Raw genomic sequence first — 21,594 nt, 5'->3', positions numbered from 1 at the left:
TTCACGAAAAAGTAAGCTTTCAGCCAAAGCGTGCAGGCGAGAGCGCCGCGACCAGATCCGCAGAAAGCTCCGGTGCCCGCCCGAGGATCAGATCCGCGCCCAGACGCGCCGCCCCGGGTGCGGTCTGAAAACCATAGCCACCCTGCCCGGCCTGCCAGAAAAAGCCCGGCTGAACGGGGTCTTCGCCGATCACCAGAACCCTGTCGGGCGCGAAAGTTCTCAAGCCGCCCCAGGTGGCAAGCGGCCGCGTGACCTCCGGTGTGACATGGGCCTGATACCGCTCAAGCCCCTCTGCCAGCGCCATATCGTCGGAAAAGGCATCATGCGGACCAACCGGCGTCTCTTCGGCAGGCGAGACAATCAGCGCACCGGCATCGGGCTTGGCATACCAGCTCTCACCGATGCCAAAAAAGATCGGCCAGCGGCGCAGATCCGCCCCGCCGGGGGCTGCAATCCGCGCAACCGACCGGCGGTAGGGTTGAAACTGCGGCCCGCTGACCCCGGCCATAGCCGCGATCTCATTGACCCAGGCCCCGGCAGCATTCACGAGGACCGGCGCCGCGAAAACCTCATCTCCGGCGGTGACCAGCCAGTTTCCTCCGTCACGCCGGATCGCCGTCACCCGCAGCCCCGTGCGCAAAGCGCCGCCGCCTGCGCGCAGCCGCTTCAGCGCATCCTGCATCAGCCGGTCGGTGTCGATATCCTGCGGCCGGTCACAAAAGGCTGCGAAAGCCACGCTGCGGCTGAGAATCGGAACGATCTCCCGCACCTCATCAAGGCTCAGTTCCTGCAGGTTCATGCCCGCAACATCGGCACGAAACCCCTCATCCTCGCCGGTCTGCCCCAGCAGCATCAGACCCCGGGGGCTGAGCCAGCCCCCGGCCTGATAGGCCGGCAAACTCGCCTCGGTCAAAGCCCGCACGGCGGGGGCGCCATAGGCCGGCTCATAAAGCGCCGCCGAGCGGCCCGAGGCGTGATAGCCGAAATGCGCCTCAGCCTCGAGCACCAGGACTTTCGCAGAGCCCGCCAGTTCCGCCGCAAGCGTCAGTCCGGCAACACCGCCGCCGATGATGACAATATCGGATGCTTCCAAAGGATCAGACCTCTTCGACTGCCAGAACGCCCTGAACGGATTTCAGCGCGGATTTCACCTGGGGCGTCACCGGCCAGGAGCCGGGGATCGCCAGTTCCACCTCTGCGCCCGAGGTCGGATCGATCACCGCAATGCTGATCTCTCCCTTCGCCTGGCGCCCGGCCTCTGCTTTGGCGCGGCTCAAAAGCGCAGCGACTGAGGCTGCCGCGGAAGGCTCGCTCAGGTGAATGCGCAATTCGCCGCCGCCAGCCCCCGCAGCCACGCTGTCGGCCAGTTCGACCCCGCGGGCGAGGAGCTTCAGGCTGTCTCCCTCAGCCGTGGCCTCCACGGTCATGACCACATTCATCCCCGGCTCAAGAAACTGCCGCGCGGCATCCAGAACGTCAGAGAAAACCGTCACTTCATAAAGACCCGTCGGGTCTGAGCAGCCGACGAAAGCAAAGCGGTTCCCGCGCGAGGATTTGCGCTCCTGCCGGTTCGAGACCGAACCCGCGAGCTTCGCCACCACCGGACCGGAAGCCGCTTTCTTCGCAAGCTCCGAGAGGGTCAGAACCCCCTTGCGCCGCAAAGCCCCCATCCAGTCATCCAGCGGATGGCCGGAGAGGTAAAAGCCGATGGCCTGATGCTCCTGCGCCAGTTTATCGACCGGAAGCCAGTCATTGCGCATCGCAATACGCGGCGGCGGGATGTCATCCCCCGCCTCGCCAAAGAGCGAGACCTGATTGGAGGCCCGAGCCTCGTGGATTGCCGCGGAATAGGCCACCAGGGCATCCAGCGCCTCAAAGACCCGCGCCCGGTTGGGCACCAGAAGATCGAAGGCCCCCGCCCGGGCGAGCATTTCCAGCGGGCGTTTTCCGACCTTTTTCAACTCAACCCGGCTGGCGAAATCAGCGAGATCGCGGAAGGGCTTATCCCCGCGGGCTGAGACGATGAGTTTCATCGCCTCCACACCGACGTTCTTCAGCGCGCCCAGAGCATAGACCACCTGGCCTTCGGAGACCGTAAACGTCGCATCCGAGCGGTTGATACAGGGCGGCACCACCGGAATGCCCATCCGGTCCACTTCACGCTTATAGACGCTCAGCTTATCGGTGAGATGGATATCGCAGTTCATCACCGCGGCCATAAATTCGACCGGGTGGTTCGCTTTCAGCCAGGCCGTCTGATAGGAGACCACCGCATAGGCGGCAGCGTGGGATTTGTTGAAGCCGTAGTTTGCGAATTTCTCAAGAAGATCAAAGACTTCCCCAGCTTTCTTCGCGTCGATATTATGGGTGGCTTTGGCGCCTTCAATGAATTTCGGCCGCTCTTTCGCCATCTCTTCGGGGATCTTTTTCCCCATGGCACGGCGCAGAAGGTCCGCGCCGCCCAGGCTGTAGCCGGCCATGACCTGGGCGATCTGCATCACCTGTTCCTGGTAGACGATGATGCCCTGTGTTTCTTTCAGGATCGGATCGATGGTCGGATGCAGCGATTCCAGCTCACGCAGCCCGTGTTTCACCTCACAATAAACCGGGATATTCTCCATCGGGCCGGGGCGATAGAGCGCCACCAGTGCGACGATATCCTCGATACAGGTGGGCTTCATGCGCCGGAGCGCATCCATCATGCCCGAGCTTTCCACCTGGAAGACAGCCACGGTTTTCGCCGCCGCATAAAGCTCATAACTTGCTTTATCATCGAGCGGTATAGCGTTGATTTCATTCACAGTTCCCGGCGGAGGATCATAGAGTTTCCGCCCGTCTGCGCTGATGTGAATGTCGCGCCCCTGACCCAGAACAAGGTCGATCGCGTTTTGAATCACCGTCAGGGTTTTGAGACCCAGGAAGTCGAATTTCACCAGACCCGCGGCCTCAACCCATTTCATATTGAACTGGGTTGCGGGCATCTCAGAACGCGGGTCACGGTAAAGCGGCACCAGCGCATCCAGCGGGCGGTCCCCGATCACCACCCCCGCCGCGTGGGTCGAGGCGTTTCTGAGGAGCCCCTCAAGTTGTTCGGCATAGGTCAGAAGGCGGTCCACGACCTCTTCATTCTTCGCCGCCTCCCGCAGGCGCGGCTCATCAGCCAGAGCCTTGGTGATCGAGACCGGCTTCACCCCTTCGACGGGGATCATTTTCGACAGCCGGTCCACCTGGCCGTAAGACATCTGCAGCACGCGGCCCACGTCACGCACTGCAGCTTTTGAGAGCAGCGCACCGAAGGTGATGATCTGCCCCACCTTATCCCGGCCATAACGGCCCTGGACATAGCGGATCACCTCCTCGCGGCGGTCCATGCAGAAGTCGATGTCGAAGTCCGGCATCGACACCCGTTCCGGATTCAGAAAGCGTTCAAAAAGAAGCGCATAGCGCAAGGGATCAAGGTCGGTGATGGTCAGAACGTAAGCGACCAGCGAGCCTGCACCGGACCCCCGGCCCGGACCGATCGGAATGCCCTGCGCTTTGCCCCATTTGATGAAATCCGCAACGATCAGGAAGTAGCCCGGAAAGCCCATCCGCTCGATGATCGACAGCTCAAACTCAAGCCGCTTCTCATATTCTTCCCGCGGCGCGGCCAGGGGAATGACGGCGAGACGTTTTTCCAGACCCTCCCAGGCCTGACGGCGCAGCTCCTCCACTTCATCGGCGGCAAAGACCGGCAGGATGGGTTTGCGCTTATAGGCAGCAAATGCACAGCGGCGGGCGATTTCGACCGTGTTTTCCAGCGCTTCCGGCAGATCCGCAAACAGCGCAGCCATTTCCTCGGGCGATTTCAGGCTGTGCGCAGGCGTCAGACGGCGGCGCGGCGCGGACTGGTCCACATAAGCGCCGTCGGCAATGCAAAGCAGCGCATCATGCGCCTCATACATCTTTGCATCCGGGAAATGGACGTCATTGGTCGCCACGATCGGCAGGTTTTTCGCATAGGCCATTTCAAGGAAGGGCCGCTCGGTCATCCGCTCTCCGGCGGTGAACTGGCCATCCTCGCCGGGGTGGCGCTGCAGCTCCACATAGAAGCGGTCGGGATAAATCGCCGCCAGCCGGTCGAGAAGCGCCTCTGCCCGCGCGGTTTGCCCGCCCTGCAACAGCCGCCCCACCGGGCCTTCCGCCCCCCCGCTCAGGCAGATCAGGCCCTCTGAGTATTGCGCCAGATCCTCCACCGTCACCTGCGGCACCTCAGCGGTTTCTCGCAGATAGAGGCAGGAGTTCAGCTTCATCAGATTTTCATAGCCGCGCTCATTCTGCGCCAGCAGCACCACCGGCGCCGGAGCCCGGGGTTTTTCCCCCTGGGGCGCCGGATCAAAGCGCAGCGAGAGCTGACAGCCCACGATCGGCTGCACCCCCGCGCCGAGGGCTGTGACGGAAAATTCCAGTGCAGCAAAGAGGTTATTGGTATCCGTCACCGCGATCGCGGGGATATTGGCACCGGCGCAAAGCTTGACCAGCTTTTTCAGCGGCACCGCCCCCTCAAGAAGCGAATATTCGGTATGGGTGCGGAGATGGATGAATCGTGGCTGGCTCATGGCGGCAGCATAGGCAATGGGCCGGGCGGGTGGAAGGCTTCCTTGACAGCGCAGGCAACGGGGCGCAGGCTGATCCGGTGACCTGAGGTCAGGGAGGACCCGATGACCTGAGCTTTGAGGTGGCCCTCGACTGCACCCCTTCGGCGGCCTTTCGCTGCTGGACCGAAGCCGCGCTTCTGAAACGCTTTTTCGCGCCTGAGCCTGGCCGCACGGAAGAGGCGGTGATTGAGCCGGTCCCGGGCGGGCGGTTCTACACGAAAATAGTCTTTGAGGATTATGGCGAGATGGCCGGAGAGGGCTGCATCCTGCATGTTGAGCCGGGCCGCCGCCTGGTCTTTACCGATGCGCTGTCGGCCGGGTGGCGCCCGAACGCGACCGGGTTTTTCACCGCCGATCTGCGGTTCATCCCCGGCGAAGCGGGGGGCTGCCTCTACCGTGTCACAGCGCGTCACGCCGACGCCGGGGCCGCGCAGCGCCATGCAGAGATGGGGTTCATCGGCGGCTGGACCCAGGTGGCGCGGCAGCTTGAACGGGTCGCGCAGTCACTAGAACCGTAAATTCGCGCAGATTTTGAGGCGCTCACCGCTTCTTCGGTGGACATAATGTCGCGGATCGGGTTTTCTGGCGACAGCCAGGGGCCCGTCCTTACGCCGCATCGGGACGCGCCGCCATACTGCATATAACTGGTAACGCGGCGGATCAGACGATGAGCGATGTAGCGTTTCTGCTGAATGGAACGCCGGTACGTGTGGAGGGCGTCTCTCCGACACGCACCCTGCTGGACTGGCTGCGCGAGGAGCGCGGGCTGACCGGCACCAAAGAAGGCTGCAATGAAGGGGACTGCGGGGCCTGCACGGTGGTCGTCTCAGATGAGGCGGGTGCGCGGGCGCTCAACGCCTGTATCCTGTTTCTGCCGCAGCTTCAGGGCAAATCCATCCGCACGGTCGAAGGTTTCGCCGATGAGGACGGGCGGCTCTCGCCGGTGCAGCAGGCTATGACGGAGTGCCACGGCAGCCAGTGCGGCTTTTGCACGCCGGGGATCGTGGCCAGCCTCACCGCCGCCGCCATTTCCGGCGCGCGCGATCATGACCGCACGCTTGCCGGAAATCTCTGCCGCTGCACAGGCTATGCGCCGATCATCCGCGCGGCTGAAGCATCCCAGGATGCACCCCTGCCCGTCTGGGTCAGCGCCGACCGCAGCAAAGCGTTGCCGCCGCTGCTGAACCCGCCGGGCGCGGCCTGGTTCGCCCCGCGCAGCGCCGATGAACTGGCTGCCTGGTATCTGGCCAACCCTGAGGCACGGCTTATTGCGGGGGCAACTGACGTTGGGCTCTGGGTCACCAAGGGGTTGAAAGACCTGGGCCCGGTGGCCTTCATTTCCGGTGTCAAAGACCTGCAGCGGGTGGAGGAGACCGGAGATCACTTCCGCATCGGGGCCATGGTCACCATCACCGACCTGCTGGCGGCCCTTTCGCCGCATTTCGCCTCTCTGGGGGCAATGCTGTCGCGCTATGCCTCGGTCCAGGTCCGGAATGCCGCGACCATCGGCGGCAATATCGGCAATGGCTCTCCCATCGGGGACAGCCCGCCCGCGCTGATTGCGCTTGGGGCAAAGCTGCATCTGCGCCGCGGAGAGGAGCGCCGCAGCCTCGCGCTTGAGGAGTATTTCATCGAATACGGCCGTCAGGACCGCCGCCCGGGTGAATTTATCGAATGGATCGAGATCCCGAAGCAGCCCGATACCCTGCGCGTTGCCAAACTTTCAAAGCGGTTTGACCAGGATATCTCTGCCGTCCTCGGAGCCTTTAATCTGACGACGGAAGCCGGTGTGATCGCTTCGGCCCGGATCGCCTTCGGCGGCATGGCCGGCACCCCGAAGCGGGCCCTTGCGACAGAGGAAGCGCTGATCGGCCAGCCCATGACGGCTGCGACCCTGACCCGCGCTCAGGCCGCGCTGGAGCGTGATTACACCCCGCTCTCGGATATGCGCGCCTCAGCCGCCTATCGGATGGAGGCTGCGAAGGGCATGCTGGCCCGGGTCTTTGCTGAACACCAGGGCGTCACCACCAATCTTCACGAGGTGCAGGCATGAGTGTCGGTCTTTCCGTTCAACATGATTCCGGCCTGCTGCATGTCTCGGGTCAGGCGCGCTATATCGATGATATTCCCCTGCCCGCCAATGCGCTGCATCTTGCCTTCGGTCTGTCCTCTGAGGCCCATGCTGAGATCCTGAGCATGGATCTGAGCGCCGTGCGCGCAGCCCCTGGCGTGGTGGCGGTGCTGACGGCGGCTGATCTGCCCCATGGGGCGGATTGCTCTCCCTCGGCCCATGATGAGCCGCTGCTGGCGGAGGGCCGGGTGCATTATGTTGGCCAGCCGGTCTTTCTGGTGCTGGCGGAGAGCCATCTTGCCGCCCGCAAAGCGGCACGTCTGGCAAAGATCACCTATGAGGCCCTGCCCGCGATCCTGACGGTTGAGCAGGCTCTGGCCGCCGACAGCCGCTTCGGCCCGCCCGTGGTCTGGGAGCGCGGCGAGACGGAGGCCGCTTTGCACGCCGCGCCGCGACGCCTCTCGGGCGTCATTGAGATGGGCGGACAGGAGCATTTCTATCTCGAATCTCAGGCCGCTGCCGTGCTGCCGGGTGAAGGGGGGGATCTGCATGTCTACAGCTCCACCCAGCATCCGACCGAGATTCAGCACAAAGTGGCAGAGGCCATCGGCCGCCCCATGCATGCCGTACGGGTCGAATGCCGCCGCATGGGCGGTGGTTTTGGCGGCAAGGAAAGCCAGGGCAATGCCCCGGCCATCGCCTGCGCCATCGGGGCTCTGCTGACGGGGCGGCCCTGCAAAATGCGCTATGACCGTGATGACGATATGGTCATCACCGGCAAGCGCCATGATTTCCGCATCAGCTATGATGTGGGCTATGATGATACGGGCCGTCTGCTGGCGGTCTTGTTTCAGCATTACACCCGCGCGGGCTGGGCCCAGGATCTGACCCATCCGGTGGCAGACCGCGCCATGCTGCATTCCGACAATGCCTATCTCATCCCCGCCATGCGGATTGAGAGCCACCGGTTGCGCACCAATACCCAAAGCGCCACCGCCTATCGCGGCTTTGGCGGCCCGCAGGGCATGCTGGGGATTGAGCGGGTGATGGATCATCTGGCCCATGAGCTTGGCCGCGATCCGCTGGAGGTGCGGCGGCTGAACTTCTATCCCGACAGCTCCACGGAGGGCAGCGCCCCCGCGCAGGTGGCGACCACCCACTACGGTCAGGAGGTCCGCGATATGGTGCTGGGCCGCCTGACCGAGCGCCTGGCAGAGAGTTCAGACTACCACGCGCGGCGGGACGCCATCGCAGCCTGGAACGCCGCCAATCCGGTGCTGAAGCGCGGGATTGCGCTGACGCCGGTGAAATTCGGCATTTCCTTCACGCTGACGCATCTCAATCAGGCGGGCGCGCTGGTCCATGTCTATGCCGATGGCTCAGTGCATCTGAACCACGGCGGCACCGAGATGGGCCAGGGGCTGTTCCGCAAGGTGAGCCAGGTGGCGGCCTCGGAGTTCGGCCTGCCGCTCGATCTGATTAAGATCACCGCGACGGATACGGCAAAGGTGCCGAATACCTCGGCCACCGCTGCCTCATCGGGGTCGGATCTGAACGGCATGGCGGTGCAGAATGCCTGTCAGACCATTCGCAGCCGCATGGCCGAACATCTGGGCGCCCTGCATGGCGTCAGCGCCGATGCGGTGCGCTTTGAGGCGGGTAAAGTCACCGCAGGCTCTGCGGAGATGACCTTCGGCGAAGCGGCAGCGGCCTGCTACGCAGCCCGTGTCTCGCTGTCATCAACCGGGTTTTACAAAACCCCCGATCTCTCCTGGGACCGCGCAAAGGGCCGCGGGCGGCCGTTTTATTACTTTGCCTATGGCGCGGCGGTCTCAGAGGTGGTGATAGACACGCTGACCGGCGAAAACCGCATTCTGCGCACCGATATTCTGCATGACGCCGGGGCCTCGCTGAACCCCGATCTGGACATCGGTCAAGTGGAGGGCGGATTTGTGCAGGGCGCGGGCTGGCTGACCACAGAAGAGCTGGTCTGGGACGACAAGGGCCGTCTGCGCACCCATGCGCCCTCGACCTATAAAATCCCGGCCTGTTCCGACCGGCCGCGGGTGTTCAATGTCACCCTCTGGGATGAGCCGAACCCCGAAGCCACGATCTACCGCTCAAAGGCAGTGGGAGAGCCGCCTTTCATGCATGGCAATTCCGTGCTGATGGCGCTGTCGCATGCCATCTCTTTCTGCGGCAGCGGCGCGGACTATGTGGCACTTGACGCGCCCGCCACGCCGGAGCGGGTTCTGATGGCCGTGCGCCGCCGGCAGGGTCATGGCAATGGCTGATCTGGCGCAACTGCGCGACGCTGTCGCCCGGCACCCGCTTGTGGCGCGGGTGGTGGTCGCAGGCTTTGACGGCTCCGCCCCGCGCGAGACCGGCACGGCCATGCTGGTCTGGCCCGGCGGCTCGCAGGGGACCGTCGGCGGCGGCGCGCTGGAATTTGAGGCCATGGCGCGGGCGCGGGCGATGATCGCGGCGGCGGACTTTAGCCCCCGCCTCACCCGCGAGCCGCTGGGGCCGAAACTGGGCCAGTGCTGCGGCGGCGCGGTGACCCTGCTTACGGAAGTCTTCACCCAAAGCACCCTGCCTTCTCCTCAGGCGGATCTCTGGCTGCGCCCTGTGACGGAAGCGGCCAGAGCCGCCGCCGAGATGCCCTTCACGCTGCGCCGGATCGTCGCACGAAACCGCAGCGGCGCTGAGGCGCGGCTGCGCCCCGGGCTTTATCAGGGCTGGATGGCCGAAGCGGTCACTCTGCCGCGACAGGCTTTGTGGATCTGGGGTGCCGGCCACGTCGGCCGTGCCATGGTTCAGGTTTTGCAGCCTCTGCCAGAGTATGAAATCACCTGGATCGACACGGATCGCAGCCGCTTTCCCGAAGAGATCCCCGAGGGCGTGACGGCGCGTTTTGATGCCGCCCCGCAAAGCTTTTGCACCGACGCCCCCGCCGGGGCTGCGCATCTGATTGTCACTTTCTCACATGCGCTTGATCTGGAACTTTGCCACCGGCTTCTGCTACGGGGGGAGTTCAGCTTTCTGGGACTGATCGGTTCGGCCACCAAAAGGGCGCGTTTCCGGTCCCGTCTTGCAGCTTTGGGACATGGTGAGGACGCGCTTGCGCGGCTGACCTGCCCGATCGGCGAGCGGAGTTTTGGCAAGCACCCTCAGGCCATCGCCATTGGCGTGGCACATCAATTGTTAAAACGGCATTCCGAGGCGGAGATCACGGATGACATCATCGACCGGCCCCCTGCTGAGCCTCAGCGGCCTGACGAAAGCCTATCCGGGGGTGGTCGCGAACAGCGACGTCTCCTTCAGCATCGGACCGGGGGAAATCCACGCGCTTCTCGGTGAGAACGGCGCGGGCAAATCCACCCTGGTGAAAATGATCTACGGCCTGGTGCAGCCCGACGCCGGTCAGATGATGCTGCGCGGCGCCCCCTATGCGCCCCACCGCCCCTCTGAGGCGCGGCGCAACGGCGTGGCCATGGTGTTCCAGCACTTCTCGCTTTTTGATGCGCTGAATGTGGCTGAGAACGTGGCGCTGGGGATGGAAAATCCGCCGCCCATGGGCGAGCTGGCCGGGCAGATCCGCAAGGTCTCGAATGCCTATGGCCTGCCGCTGGATCCCGCGCGTCTGGTCGGTGATCTGTCTGCCGGTGAGCGTCAGCGCGTCGAAATCGTGCGCTGCCTGCTGCAGGATCCGAAGCTTCTCATCATGGATGAGCCGACTTCGGTGCTGACGCCCCAGGAGGTCGAGATCCTGTTCCGCACGCTGCGCCAGCTTTCCGCTGAGGGGACGGCGATCCTTTACATCTCTCATAAGCTCGAAGAGATCCGCGCGCTGTGCGACACTGCCACCATCCTGCGCCGCGGCAAAGTCGTAGCCTCCTGCGATCCGCGGGAGAAATCGGCCCGCGAACTGGCGGAACTGATGGTGGGTCAGATCCTGACGCCCCCCGCCCGTGCCGAGCAGACGCCGGGCGAGATGCGCCTTGAGGTGACGGGGCTCTCGGTCGCCTCGCCCAATCCCTTCGGCACTTCGCTGAAAGACATCTCGCTGCAGCTTCGCGCGGGCGAAGTTCTGGGCATCGCGGGGGTGGCCGGTAACGGCCAGGATGAACTGCTGCTCGCACTCTCGGGTGAAATCACTACCCAGGCAGAGCGCGTCAAGATCAAAGGCCAGCCCGCCGGGCACCTTGGCCCCAATGAACGCCGCGCCCTGGGTCTGGTCTCGGCCCCCGAGGAACGCCTTGGCCATGCGGCCGCGCCGGATATGTCGCTGACGGAAAATGCCCTGCTCTCAGGCAATCTGCGTCAGGGGCTGTCCTCGGGCGGCTTTATCAACTGGCCGAAGGTCGAAGATTTCGCCGCGCAGATCATCAAAGCCTTTGACGTCCGCACCCCCGGCACCCATGTCGCGGCGCGCGCGCTTTCGGGCGGCAATCTGCAGAAATTCGTGCTGGGTCGTGAGATCCTGCAAAACCCCGATATCATCGTGGTGAACCAGCCGACCTGGGGCGTGGATGCGGCGGCGGCTGCCACCATCCGCCAGGCTCTGCTGGATCTCTCCGCCAAAGGGGCGGCGGTCATCGTCATCAGCCAGGACCTTGATGAGCTTCTGGAAGTGGCCGACAGCTTTGCCGCACTCAACGAAGGCCGCCTGAGCGCTCCGCGCCCGGCACGTGGCCTGACCGTGGATGAAATCGGTCTGATGATGGGCGGTGCCCATGGCCTGCCCGAGACCCCTGCCCTGGCCGCAAAACCTGAAGAGGCCCGCCTGTGATCCGTCTGGAAAAACGCCCCACGCCCTCGCGGACCTGGGTCGCCGTGACCCCCGTTCTCGCCGTTCTGCTGACCATGATTGCCGGGGGCCTGATGTTCTGGGCTCTGGGCAAAAACCCCTTTGAGGCGATCCGCACGATCTTCTGGGACCCGCTGTTCAATGAACAGTTCGCGGCCTATTCGCGCCCGCAGCTTCTGGTCAAGGCCGGTCCGCTGATCTTGATTGCCATTGGTCTCTCGCTGGGCTTCCGCGCGGGGATCTGGAACATCGGGGCTGAGGGTCAATATATCATGGGCGCCATCGCCGGTGCGGCGGTCGGGCTTTATTTCTACCCCGCGCTCGGCTGGCATATCTTCCCGCTGATGGTGGCTGCAGGTCTGGTCGGCGGCATGATCTGGGCGCTGATCCCGGGCCTTCTGAAGGTCTGGTTCGGCACCAATGAGATCCTCGTCTCGCTGCTGCTGGTCTATGTGGCAGAGTCGCTGCTGGCGGCCATGGCGATCGGCAAAATGAAAAACCCCGATGGCGGCGGCTTCCCCGGCTCGCGCAACTTCGCCAAATATGAGGCTTCGGCCAACCCGGAACTGATCGCAGGCACCGGCATGCACCTTGGCGTTGTGACGGCCTTCCTTGCCGTGATCGCGGCCTATGTGCTGCTGCAGCGCCATATGCTGGGCTATAACATCCGGCTGACCGGCCAGGCACCGCGGGCTGCGCGCTTCTCGGGCGTCTCGCCTGCGGCGCTGGTGCTGATCTGCATGGGCACTTCCGGTGCGCTGGCCGGTATGGCGGGGCTTTTTGAGGTCACGGGCCCCGGCGGTCAGATCAGCATCGACTTTGCCTCGGGCTATGGCTTTACAGCGGTCATCGTGGCGCTGCTCGGGCGGCTGAACCCGATCGGCATTCTGCTGGCGGGTCTGCTGCTGGCGCTGACCTATATCGGTGGCGAGCTGGCGCAGTTCATGCTGAGCCTGCCGAAAGCCTCTATTCAGGCCTTCCAGGGGATGCTGCTCTTCTTCCTGCTGGCGCTGGATCTTCTCTCCAACTACCGGATCCGTCTGGCCCGTCGTGAGGTTGCGCGATGAATCTCTCTGCAATTGATTTCTGGATCCTGACGGCCTCTCTGATCGTCGCCTCGACCCCCATTCTGCTGGCGGGTCTGGGCGAGCTGGTGGTTGAGCGCGCGGGCGTTCTGAACCTTGGTGTTGAGGGGATGATGATCACCGGGGCCATCGCGGGCTTTGCCACGGCGGTGCATTCCGGAAGCCCCGTCATGGGCTTTGTCGGCGGCGCGGCCGCCGGGGCCGCGATGAGCCTGATCTTTGCGGTGCTGACGCAATATCTGCTGGCCAACCAGATGGCCACCGGTCTGGCGCTGACGCTCTTTGGGCTGGGGTTCTCTGCCCTTGTCGGTCAGGGCTATGTCGGTGCGAAGCCGCCGATGATGGGCAAGCTCGACCTCGGTCCGATCTCGGATATTCCGGGGATCGGTGTGGCGCTCTTCCGTCATGACATCATGGTGTATCTGAGCTTTGCGGCCGTGATCGGCACCTGGTATTTCCTCAACCGCACCCGCGCGGGTCTCGTGCTGCGCGCTGTGGGTGAAAACCATGATGCGGCCCATGCGCTTGGCTATAAAGTCGTGCGCATCCGTATGCTGGCAATCATGTTCGGCGGGGCCATGGCAGGCCTTGGCGGGGCCTATCTCTCGCTCATCCGCGTGCCGCTCTGGACCGAGGGCATGACCTCGGGCGCGGGTTGGATTGCGGTGGCGCTGGTGGTCTTTGCCAGCTGGAAGCCGGGCCGGCTGTTGCTCGGTGCCTGGATTTTCGGCGGCATCACCGTTTTGCAGCTTAATCTTCAGGTCGCGGGCGTGCAGATCCCGACGGAATATCTTTCCATGTCGCCCTACTTGATTACGATCCTCGTTCTTGTGGTAATGTCAGCGATGGGAGGCCGCAAAGCGAAGGGTGCCCCAGGCGCTCTTGGCCGCAGCTTCCACGCAACACATTGACTTTAGGCTATATCCGGGCAATTGCCCGGGAAACCCGCAACCCGGAGTATACCTGATGATGCGCAGAACCCTTCTTGCCACCGCCGCCCTCGGCCTTGGCCTTGGCCTTGCTTTTGGCGGCACCGCCTCGGCTCAGGCGCTCGATAAAGCGAAAGCCTGCTTTATCTACGTCGGCCCGAAAAACGACGGTGGCTGGAGCCAGTATCACCACGAAGCCGTCGAAAAGATGCAGGCGCATTACGGCGACAAAGTCGAAGTGCAATATCAGGAATCGGTGCCGGAAGGTGCGGATGCTGAGCGCGTGATGAGCCAGATGGCGCTTTCGGGCTGCAACATCATCTTCGCTACCTCCTTCGGCTTCATGGATGCGACCAACAACGTTGCGGGCAAATTCCCGAATGTGAAGTTCGAGCATGCCACCGGCTACAAGCGCGAGCATCCGAACGTCTCGACCTATAACGCGCGCTTCTATGAAGGCCGCGCCGTCACCGCCACCATCGGCGGCCTGATGACGAAAACCAACAAGCTGGGCTACATCGGCTCCTACCCGATCCCGGAAGTCATCATGGGCATCAACGCGGTCTATCTGGCTGCGAAAAAGGTGAACCCGGATGTGGAACTGTCGGTCGTCTGGGCCTTCTCGTGGTTCGACCCGGCGAAAGAGGCTGACGCAGCAAAAGCGCTGATCGATCAGGGCGTGGACGTGATCTTCTCGCATACCGACTCGACCGCGCCGCTCATTGAAGCGCAGAAGGCCGGCAATGTGATCGGCTTCGGTCAGGCCTCGGATATGCCGGAATTCGGGCCGATGCCGCGCGTGTCCTCGATCATCGACGACTGGACCCCCTATTACATCGAGCGCGTTGGTGCGGTTCTTGAAGGCAAATGGGAGCAGTCGGACCGTTGGGACGGCATCGCTTCGGGCGAAGTGAAAATCGGCGAGTTCTCCTCGGCGGTTCCGGATGACGTGAAAGCGAAAGCCCAGGAAGTCATGGACGGCATCGTTGCCGGCACCCTGCACCCCTTCACCGGCCCGCTGAACAAGCAGGACGGCACCCCCTTCCTTAAAGAGGGCGAAGTCATCTCCGACGCCGATCTGGCCGGTATGATGTTCTACGTCGAAGGCATCAAAGGCGATATTCCGAAGTAAGCCCTTGGGCATACCGGATCTGACATCTGTTGAAAGGCTCCGCCCCTGTGGCGGGGCCTTTTGCTTTGGCGGCGGTGAGCCGCCCTTGGCGGGCCGCCCCCGAACTGGCCCGGATTTTTCTGTCGCCCGCAGCGTCAGAAGGAACACAATCTTACGCAACTGTGCGGGCGGTTAGCGGAAACATACTCTCCGGGTGCTGCGGCATGTTCCCGCAGGCTTGCAAGCGGCAGCATCTGGGCATATGCGGTTACCGACCACCCTCAACCGGAGAGGATACTATGGCCCGTTCCAAGATCGCGCTTATCGGCGCAGGCCAGATCGGCGGCACCCTTGCTCACCTCGCAGCTCTGAAAGAACTCGGCGACATCGTCCTGTTCGACATCTCGGAAGGCACGCCCCAGGGCAAAGCCCTCGATATCGCTGAATCGGGCCCCTCGGAAGGTTTTGACGCCATCCTGAAAGGCACCAACGACTACGCCGATATCGCCGGCGCTGACGTCTGCATCGTGACCGCAGGTGTGCCGCGCAAGCCGGGCATGTCGCGTGATGACCTGCTGGGCATCAACCTGAAAGTTATGAAATCGGTCGGCGAAGGCATTGCAAAACATGCTCCGAACGCTTTCGTGATCTGCATCACCAACCCGCTCGACGCAATGGTCTGGGCGCTGCAGAAGTTCTCGGGCCTGCCGGCTGAGAAAGTTGTCGGCATGGCCGGCGTTCTCGACTCGGCTCGTTTCCGTCACTTCCTGTCGGTCGAGTTCAACGTCTCGATGAAAGACGTCACCGCCTTCGTTCTGGGCGGCCACGGCGACACCATGGTCCCGCTGACCCGCTACTCGACCGTTGCCGGCATTCCGCTGCCGGATCTGGTCGAAATGGGCTGGACCACCCAGGAGAAACTGGACTCGATCGTTCAGCGTACCCGTGACGGCGGCGCAGAGATCGTGGGCCTGCTGAAGACCGGTTCGGCCTTCTACGCTCCGGCAACCTCGGCCATCGAGATGGCAGAAGCCTATCTGAAAGACCAGAAGCGTCTGCTGCCCTGCGCAGCCTATGTGGACGGCGCTTTCGGCCTGAACGGCATGTATGTCGGCGTTCCGACGATCATCGGTGCCGGCGGCATCGAGCGTATTGCTGCAATCAAGCTGACCGCAGAAGAGCAGGCGATGTTCGACAACTCCGTCGCCGCTGTGAACGGCCTGGTCGAAGCCTGCAAAGCGATCGATCCGTCGCTGGCATAATCTGCCACTGAGACGACAGAAAACGCGCCCTCCGGGGCGCGTTTTTTTATGCAAAGGCCGTCTTTCGGCCCGCCCCGCTCCCATCCCGATCGCGTCCTGGTTACTGTCAGGTGAACGCCCGTGATGCTGCCCTGCAGCAATTTCGCGACAGATTGACGCTGCGACGCAGTATGCCTGAAAATTTGTGATCACACGAATTTTTGTTGTGATCACATAGAGCTGAAATTCTGTGGGTAACGTTCAAATCCAACCAAATCCTGTTTGTTTGCAAAGCAGTCTGTGCCATGAAACGGCCAATTCCACCCAGGACAGGACTGTGACATGAACATTCACGAATACCAGGCCAAAGCGCTTCTGCGCACCTATGGCGTGCCGGTATCGGATGGCCGTATTGTGCTGAAAGCTGAAGATGCAAAGGCGCTTGCCGATGAGATGGGCGGCCCGCTCTGGGTGGTGAAGTCCCAGATCCACGCCGGTGGCCGTGGTAAGGGCAAATTCGTTGAGCCGGAAGCCGGCGAAAAAGGCGGCGTGCGCCTTGCCTTCTCGGCAGAGCAGGCAGCGGAATTTGCAGGCCAGATGCTGGGCAAGACCCTCGTGACCCACCAGACCGGCCCGGCCGGTAAGCAGGTCAATCGCATCTACCTCGAAGCCGGTTCGGACATTTCGCGCGAACTCTATCTCGCGCTGCTGGTCGACCGTCAGACCTCGCGCGTGTCCTTCGTCGTCTCGACGGAAGGCGGCATGGACATCGAGGAAGTCGCGGCCCACACCCCCGAGAAAATCGTTTCCTTCTCGGTGGATCCGGCGACCGGCATCCAGCCGTTTCACGGCCGCACCGTGGCGTTTGCGCTCGGCCTTGAAGGCAAAGCGATCAAGCAATGCGGCGATCTGGTCAACAAACTCTACAAGTTCTTCATCGAGAAGGACGCAGAGATGGTTGAGATCAACCCGCTGATCGTGACCACCGACGGCGATCTGAAAGCCCTGGACGCGAAAGTCGGCTTCGACAACAACGCCCTTTACCGTCAGCCCGATATCGCCGCCCTGCGCGACGAGACTGAGGAAGACAGCAAAGAGCTGGAAGCCTCGAAATACGACCTGAACTACATCGCGCTCGATGGTGAAATTGGCTGCATGGTGAACGGTGCAGGTCTGGCGATGGCCACCATGGACATCATCAAACTCTACGGCGCAGAACCGGCAAACTTCCTCGACGTTGGCGGCGGCGCCACCAAAGAGAAAGTGACTGAGGCCTTCAAGATCATCACCTCGGACCCGAACGTTAAAGGGATCCTCGTGAACATCTTCGGCGGCATCATGCGCTGCGACATCATCGCGGAAGGCATCCTGGCTGCGGTGAACGCCGTTGGCCTGCAGGTTCCGCTGGTCGTGCGCCTTGAAGGCACCAATGTCGAACTCGGCAAGAAAATCATCGCTGAGTCGGGTCTGAACGTGATTGCCGCCGACAACCTGTCGGACGCAGCGCAAAAAATCGTTAAAGCCGTCAAAGGCTGATCCGTCTTTCGTTGAAATTCAGGGCCCCGTCCCCGACGGGCGCCCCCCGATAAGGAGGCCAGCATGGCCGTTCTCGTTAACAAAGCTACGAAAGTTATCTGCCAGGGCCTGACCGGCTCGCAGGGCACGTTCCACACCGAGCAGGCAATTGCTTACGGCACCCAGATGGTTGGCGGTGTGACCCCCGGTAAGGGCGGCACCACCCATATCGGTCTGCCGGTATTCAACTCGGTCCACGAAGCCGTTGCAAAAACCGGTGCCGATGCCTCGGTGATCTATGTGCCGCCGCCCTTCGCAGCGGATTCGATCATGGAAGCGATCGACGCAGAAGTCCCGCTGATCGTCTGCATCACCGAGGGCATTCCGGTCCTCGACATGATGAAAGTGAAGCGCGCGCTGCTGAACTCGAAATCGCGCCTGATCGGCCCGAACTGCCCCGGCGTCATGACCCCGGGCGAGTGCAAAATCGGCATCATGCCGGGCTCGATCTTCTCGCGCGGCTCGGTCGGCGTTGTCTCGCGCTCGGGCACCCTGACCTATGAGGCTGTGAAACAGACCACCGATGTCGGCCTTGGCCAGTCCTCGGCTGTCGGCATCGGCGGCGACCCGATCAAAGGCACCGAACATATCGACGTGCTCGAGATGTTCCTTAACGATCCCGAAACCCAATCGATCATTATGATCGGCGAGATCGGTGGTTCGGCGGAAGAAGAAGCCGCAGAATACCTCAAGGAGCAGAAGAAAAAAGGCCGCTGGAAGCCGACCGCGGGCTTCATCGCCGGTCGTACCGCCCCTGCAGGCCGTCGCATGGGCCACGCCGGTGCGATCGTCTCGGGCGGCAAGGGTGACGCGGAATCGAAGATCGAAGCCATGAAATCGGCTGGCATCATCGTTGCAGACAGCCCGGCCGGTCTCGGCGAAGCCGTGCTGAAGGCGATCAAGGGCTGATCTGAGGCCCCTGGCGTCTTGCGGCGTCAGATTGTATACCATGGGATGCGGCGGCCCTGCTGCCGCATCTGAACCAGGAAAGTCTGCGAAACTGCCCGACCGTTGCCACCGCGAAAGCCGGCCGCCGGACGGACAAAGCGCGAAAGACCGCCCTGCCCGATCCATTCTCTGTTTTGCAGCTCACCGCAAAGCAGCCCGCCCGACCAGAGGGTCACGACGACCCCGCCCAAACTCGTTCCCGCGAGGTATCAGGATGAACGATCATTCCCCCAATCAGGCGATGCACGCCCAGTCATTCCTGGACGGTGCCAACGCCGATTATATCGACCAGATGGCGGCGCAATTCGCCCGCGACCCGGCCAGCGTAGATGCGTCATGGGCTGAGTTTTTCCGGGCGATCGGGGATACCCCGGTCGAAGCGGAACGCGCTGCCGCAGGCCCCAGCTGGGCCCGGAAAGACTGGCCGCCGCAGCCGATGGATGATCTGACGCTGGCGCTGACCGGCGAATGGCCGATGGTCCCGAAAGAGGCCAAAGGCGCAGGCAAAAAGATCGCTGAGAAAGCGGCCGAAAGCGGCGCGCAGGTCTCGGAAGCCGCGATCCAGCGCGCGGTGCTGGATTCGATCCGCGCCCTCATGCTGATCCGCGCCTACCGGATCCGGGGCCACCTGGCTGCGGACCTGGATCCGCTCAACCTGCGCGACGAGTCGCTCCATCCGGAGCTTGATCCCCGCTCCTATGGTTTCACCGAAGCCGATATGGACCGCCCGATCTTCCTCGACAACGTGCTCGGCCTGACCCATGCCTCGATGCGCACCATCGTAGATATCGTGCAGCGCACCTATTGCGGCACCTTTGCGCTGCAGTTCATGCATATCTCGGACCCCGAGCAGTCGGCATGGCTGAAAGAGCGTATTGAGGGCTACGGCAAAGAGATCACCTTCACCCAGCAGGGCCGCAAAGCGATCCTGAACAAACTGGTCGAGGCGGAGGGCTTTGAGAAGTTCTGCCACGTCAAGTTCATGGGCACCAAGCGCTTCGGTCTTGATGGCGGCGAAGCCCTGATCCCGGCGATGGAGCAGATCATCAAGCGCGGCGGTCAGCTGGGCCTGAAGGAAGTCATCATCGGCATGCCGCACCGCGGCCGTCTGAACGTGCTCGCGAACGTGATGGGCAAACCCTATCGCGCGATCTTCAACGAATTCCAGGGCGGCTCGTTCAAACCCGATGACGTTGACGGCTCGGGCGACGTGAAATACCACCTCGGCGCCTCGTCGGACCGTGAGTTTGACGGCAATGTCGTTCACCTCTCGCTGACCGCCAACCCCTCGCACCTTGAGGCGGTGAACCCGGTCGTTCTGGGTAAAGTCCGCGCCAAGCAGGACCAGCTGAACGACACCGAAGAGCGTATCGCCGTTCTGCCGGTTCTTCTGCACGGAGATGCCGCTTTCGCAGGTCAGGGTGTTGTGGCCGAAGGTCTGCAGCTTTCGGGCATCAAAGGTCACCGCACCGGCGGCTGCATCCATATCATCGTGAACAACCAGATCGGCTTCACGACCGCGCCGCACTTCTCGCGCACCTCGCCCTATCCGACCGATATCGCTCTGATGGTCGAAGCGCCGATCTTCCACGTGAACGGCGATGACCCGGAAGCGGTTGTGCATGCCGCCCGCGTGGCCATTGAGTTCCGCCAGAAGTTCCACAAAGACGTGGTTCTGGACATCTTCTGCTACCGTCGCTTTGGTCACAACGAAGGCGATGAGCCGATGTTCACCAACCCGGCGATGTATCAGAACATCAAAAAGCACAAAACCACCCTCCAGCTCTATACCGAGCGTCTGGTGGCAGACGGGCTGATCCCGGAAGGCGAAATCGAAGATATGAAGGCCGCCTTCCAGGCGCGTCTGAACGAAGATTTCGAGGCCGCAAAAGACTATAAGCCGAACAAAGCCGACTGGCTGGACGGTCGCTGGAAAAACCTCGGCCGCGAGAAAGCGGATTATGAGGCCGGTGCCACCGCCATCTCGCCGGAAACCATGGCGAACGTCGGTGCAGCCCTGACCCGCGTGCCGGAAGGCTTTGAGATCCACAAAACCGTCGGCCGTCAGCTCGAAGCCAAAAAGGCGATGTTCGCCACCGGCAAAGGCTTTGACTGGGCCACGGCTGAGGCGCTGGCTTTCGGCTCGCTGGTCACCGAAGGTCATCCGGTCCGTCTCTCGGGCCAGGACTGTACCCGCGGCACCTTCTCGCAGCGCCACTCGGCCTTTGTAAACCAGCAGACCGAAGAGCGTTACTACCCGCTCAACAATATCCGTGAGGGTCAGGCCCGCTATGAGGTCATCGACTCGATGCTCTCGGAATATGCGGTTCTTGGCTTTGAATACGGCTATTCGCTGGCGGAACCTGACGCGCTGACCATGTGGGAAGCCCAGTTTGGTGACTTCGCTAACGGCGCGCAGATCATGTTTGACCAGTTCATCAACTCGGCCGAAAGCAAATGGCTGCGGATGTCGGGTCTGGTCATGCTGCTGCCGCACGGCTTTGAGGGCCAGGGCCCCGAGCACTCCTCGGCGCGGCTTGAGCGTTTCCTGCAGCTTTCGGCTCAGGACAACTGGATCGTGGCGAACTGCTCGACCCCGGCGAACTACTTCCACATTCTGCGCCGTCAGATTCACCGCAGCTTCCGTAAGCCGCTGGTGCTGATGACGCCGAAGTCGCTGCTGCGTCACCCGCTCTGCGTCTCGACCGCAGAGGAATTCACCACCGGTTCGACCTTCCACCGCGTGCTGCCCGATGATGCAGAGCGGGGCACCGGCGTCTCGCAGCTGAAACTGCAGGCGGACAGCCAGATCAAACGCGTCGTGATCTGCTCGGGCAAGGTCTATTATGACCTGCTGGCAGAGCGTGACAAACGCGGTGCCGACAACGTCTATCTGCTCCGTCTCGAGCAGTTCTACCCCTTCCCGGCGATGTCGCTGGTCAAGGAGCTTGAGCGCTTCAAAGATGCTGAGATGGTCTGGTGCCAGGAAGAACCGAAAAACCAGGGCGGCTGGACCTTTGTTGAGCCGAACCTGGAATGGGTGCTGACCAAAATCGGCGCGCGCTTCTCGCGTGTGAGCTATGTGGGCCGCACGGCCTCGGCCTCGCCGGCAACCGGTCTCGCCTCGAAACATAAAGCTGAACAGGATGCGCTGGTGAACGAAGCGCTGACCATCGAAGGAAAATAA

14 protein-coding genes are annotated in these 21,594 nt (G+C 62.6%); 12 read left to right on the top strand and 2 right to left on the bottom strand.

Annotated elements, in window-relative coordinates:
- Positions 1-19: 19 nt before the first annotated feature.
- Together EP867_RS05800 and dnaE are read right to left on the bottom strand one after the other, a co-directional pair.
- Positions 20-1,093 carry an NAD(P)/FAD-dependent oxidoreductase gene (locus EP867_RS05800; RefSeq protein ID WP_128487261.1) on the bottom strand — a complete coding sequence of 358 codons (1,074 nt, stop codon included), beginning with the start codon at positions 1,091-1,093 and terminating at the stop codon, positions 20-22.
- 4 nt (positions 1,094-1,097) lie between these two features.
- A complete protein-coding gene (gene dnaE / locus EP867_RS05795) occupies positions 1,098-4,598 on the bottom strand; it encodes a DNA polymerase III subunit alpha (RefSeq protein ID WP_128487260.1) in 3,501 nt (1,166 codons plus the stop codon).
- A gap of 119 nt (positions 4,599-4,717) precedes the next feature.
- Between dnaE and EP867_RS05790 the strand changes: the two genes are divergently transcribed.
- The 12 genes from EP867_RS05790 to EP867_RS05735 all read left to right on the top strand — a co-directional run bounded on the left by EP867_RS05790 (position 4,718) and on the right by EP867_RS05735 (position 21,594).
- The gene (locus EP867_RS05790; RefSeq protein ID WP_241656825.1) at positions 4,718-5,155 is read left to right on the top strand and encodes an SRPBCC domain-containing protein; all 438 of its coding nucleotides are present in this window, start codon (positions 4,718-4,720) and stop codon (positions 5,153-5,155) included.
- 149 nt (positions 5,156-5,304) lie between these two features.
- A complete protein-coding gene (gene xdhA / locus EP867_RS05785; protein ID WP_128487258.1) occupies positions 5,305-6,690 on the top strand; it encodes a xanthine dehydrogenase small subunit in 1,386 nt (461 codons plus the stop codon).
- A complete protein-coding gene (gene xdhB, locus EP867_RS05780) occupies positions 6,687-9,002 on the top strand; it encodes a xanthine dehydrogenase molybdopterin binding subunit (RefSeq protein WP_128487257.1) in 2,316 nt (771 codons plus the stop codon). The genes xdhA and xdhB overlap by 4 nt, the downstream gene beginning before the upstream one ends.
- On the top strand, positions 8,995-10,068 hold the full coding sequence (gene xdhC / locus EP867_RS20190) for a xanthine dehydrogenase accessory protein XdhC (RefSeq protein WP_380050111.1): 1,074 nt from the start codon (positions 8,995-8,997) through the stop codon (positions 10,066-10,068). Before xdhB ends, xdhC begins: the two co-directional genes overlap by 8 nt.
- Positions 9,965-11,500: an ABC transporter ATP-binding protein gene (locus EP867_RS05770; RefSeq protein WP_241656838.1), complete on the top strand. Its 1,536-nt coding sequence runs from the start codon at positions 9,965-9,967 to the stop codon at positions 11,498-11,500. Before xdhC ends, EP867_RS05770 begins: the two co-directional genes overlap by 104 nt.
- Positions 11,497-12,585, top strand: coding sequence for an ABC transporter permease (locus EP867_RS05765; protein WP_128487254.1), 1,089 nt, complete (start codon positions 11,497-11,499; stop codon positions 12,583-12,585). The genes EP867_RS05770 and EP867_RS05765 overlap by 4 nt, the downstream gene beginning before the upstream one ends.
- Entirely contained in the window at positions 12,582-13,514 is a 933-nt protein-coding gene (locus EP867_RS05760) for an ABC transporter permease (protein ID WP_128487253.1), read from the top strand. Before EP867_RS05765 ends, EP867_RS05760 begins: the two co-directional genes overlap by 4 nt.
- Positions 13,515-13,569: 55 nt before the next feature.
- Positions 13,570-14,664 carry a BMP family ABC transporter substrate-binding protein gene (locus EP867_RS05755; protein ID WP_128487252.1) on the top strand — a complete coding sequence of 365 codons (1,095 nt, stop codon included), beginning with the start codon at positions 13,570-13,572 and terminating at the stop codon, positions 14,662-14,664.
- Positions 14,665-14,942: 278 nt separating this feature from the next.
- Positions 14,943-15,905, top strand: a complete 963-nt coding sequence (gene mdh, locus EP867_RS05750) for a malate dehydrogenase (RefSeq protein WP_128487251.1) — start codon at positions 14,943-14,945, stop codon at positions 15,903-15,905.
- Positions 15,906-16,226: 321 nt separating this feature from the next.
- Entirely contained in the window at positions 16,227-17,420 is a 1,194-nt protein-coding gene (gene sucC, locus EP867_RS05745; protein WP_128487250.1) for an ADP-forming succinate--CoA ligase subunit beta, read from the top strand.
- 63 nt (positions 17,421-17,483) lie between these two features.
- Positions 17,484-18,368 carry a succinate--CoA ligase subunit alpha gene (gene sucD / locus EP867_RS05740; RefSeq protein WP_128487249.1) on the top strand — a complete coding sequence of 295 codons (885 nt, stop codon included), beginning with the start codon at positions 17,484-17,486 and terminating at the stop codon, positions 18,366-18,368.
- Positions 18,369-18,621: 253 nt separating this feature from the next.
- Positions 18,622-21,594 carry a 2-oxoglutarate dehydrogenase E1 component gene (locus tag EP867_RS05735; RefSeq protein ID WP_128487248.1) on the top strand — a complete coding sequence of 991 codons (2,973 nt, stop codon included), beginning with the start codon at positions 18,622-18,624 and terminating at the stop codon, positions 21,592-21,594.

It is taken from the genome of Falsigemmobacter intermedius, assembly GCF_004054105.1.
GTDB classification, from domain to species: domain Bacteria; phylum Pseudomonadota; class Alphaproteobacteria; order Rhodobacterales; family Rhodobacteraceae; genus Wagnerdoeblera; species Wagnerdoeblera intermedia.
Note: the sequence above shows the minus strand (reverse complement) of the source record. Positions and strands in the feature narration are given on the sequence as shown.

Excerpts from the sequence above, each read along its gene's own strand:
- EP867_RS05735 (WP_128487248.1), top strand. The coding sequence starts at position 18,622 with ATGAACGATCATTCCCCCAATCAGGCGATGCACGCCCAGTCATTCCTG.
- EP867_RS05760 (WP_128487253.1), top strand. The coding sequence starts at position 12,582 with ATGAATCTCTCTGCAATTGATTTCTGGATCCTGACGGCCTCTCTGATC.
- xdhB (WP_128487257.1), top strand. The coding sequence starts at position 6,687 with ATGAGTGTCGGTCTTTCCGTTCAACATGATTCCGGCCTGCTGCATGTC.
- xdhA (WP_128487258.1), top strand. The coding sequence starts at position 5,305 with ATGAGCGATGTAGCGTTTCTGCTGAATGGAACGCCGGTACGTGTGGAG.
- mdh (WP_128487251.1), top strand. The coding sequence starts at position 14,943 with ATGGCCCGTTCCAAGATCGCGCTTATCGGCGCAGGCCAGATCGGCGGC.
- dnaE (WP_128487260.1), bottom strand. The coding sequence starts at position 4,598 with ATGAGCCAGCCACGATTCATCCATCTCCGCACCCATACCGAATATTCG.
- EP867_RS05755 (WP_128487252.1), top strand. The coding sequence starts at position 13,570 with ATGATGCGCAGAACCCTTCTTGCCACCGCCGCCCTCGGCCTTGGCCTT.
- sucD (WP_128487249.1), top strand. The coding sequence starts at position 17,484 with ATGGCCGTTCTCGTTAACAAAGCTACGAAAGTTATCTGCCAGGGCCTG.
- sucC (WP_128487250.1), top strand. The coding sequence starts at position 16,227 with ATGAACATTCACGAATACCAGGCCAAAGCGCTTCTGCGCACCTATGGC.
- xdhC (WP_380050111.1), top strand. The coding sequence starts at position 8,995 with ATGGCTGATCTGGCGCAACTGCGCGACGCTGTCGCCCGGCACCCGCTT.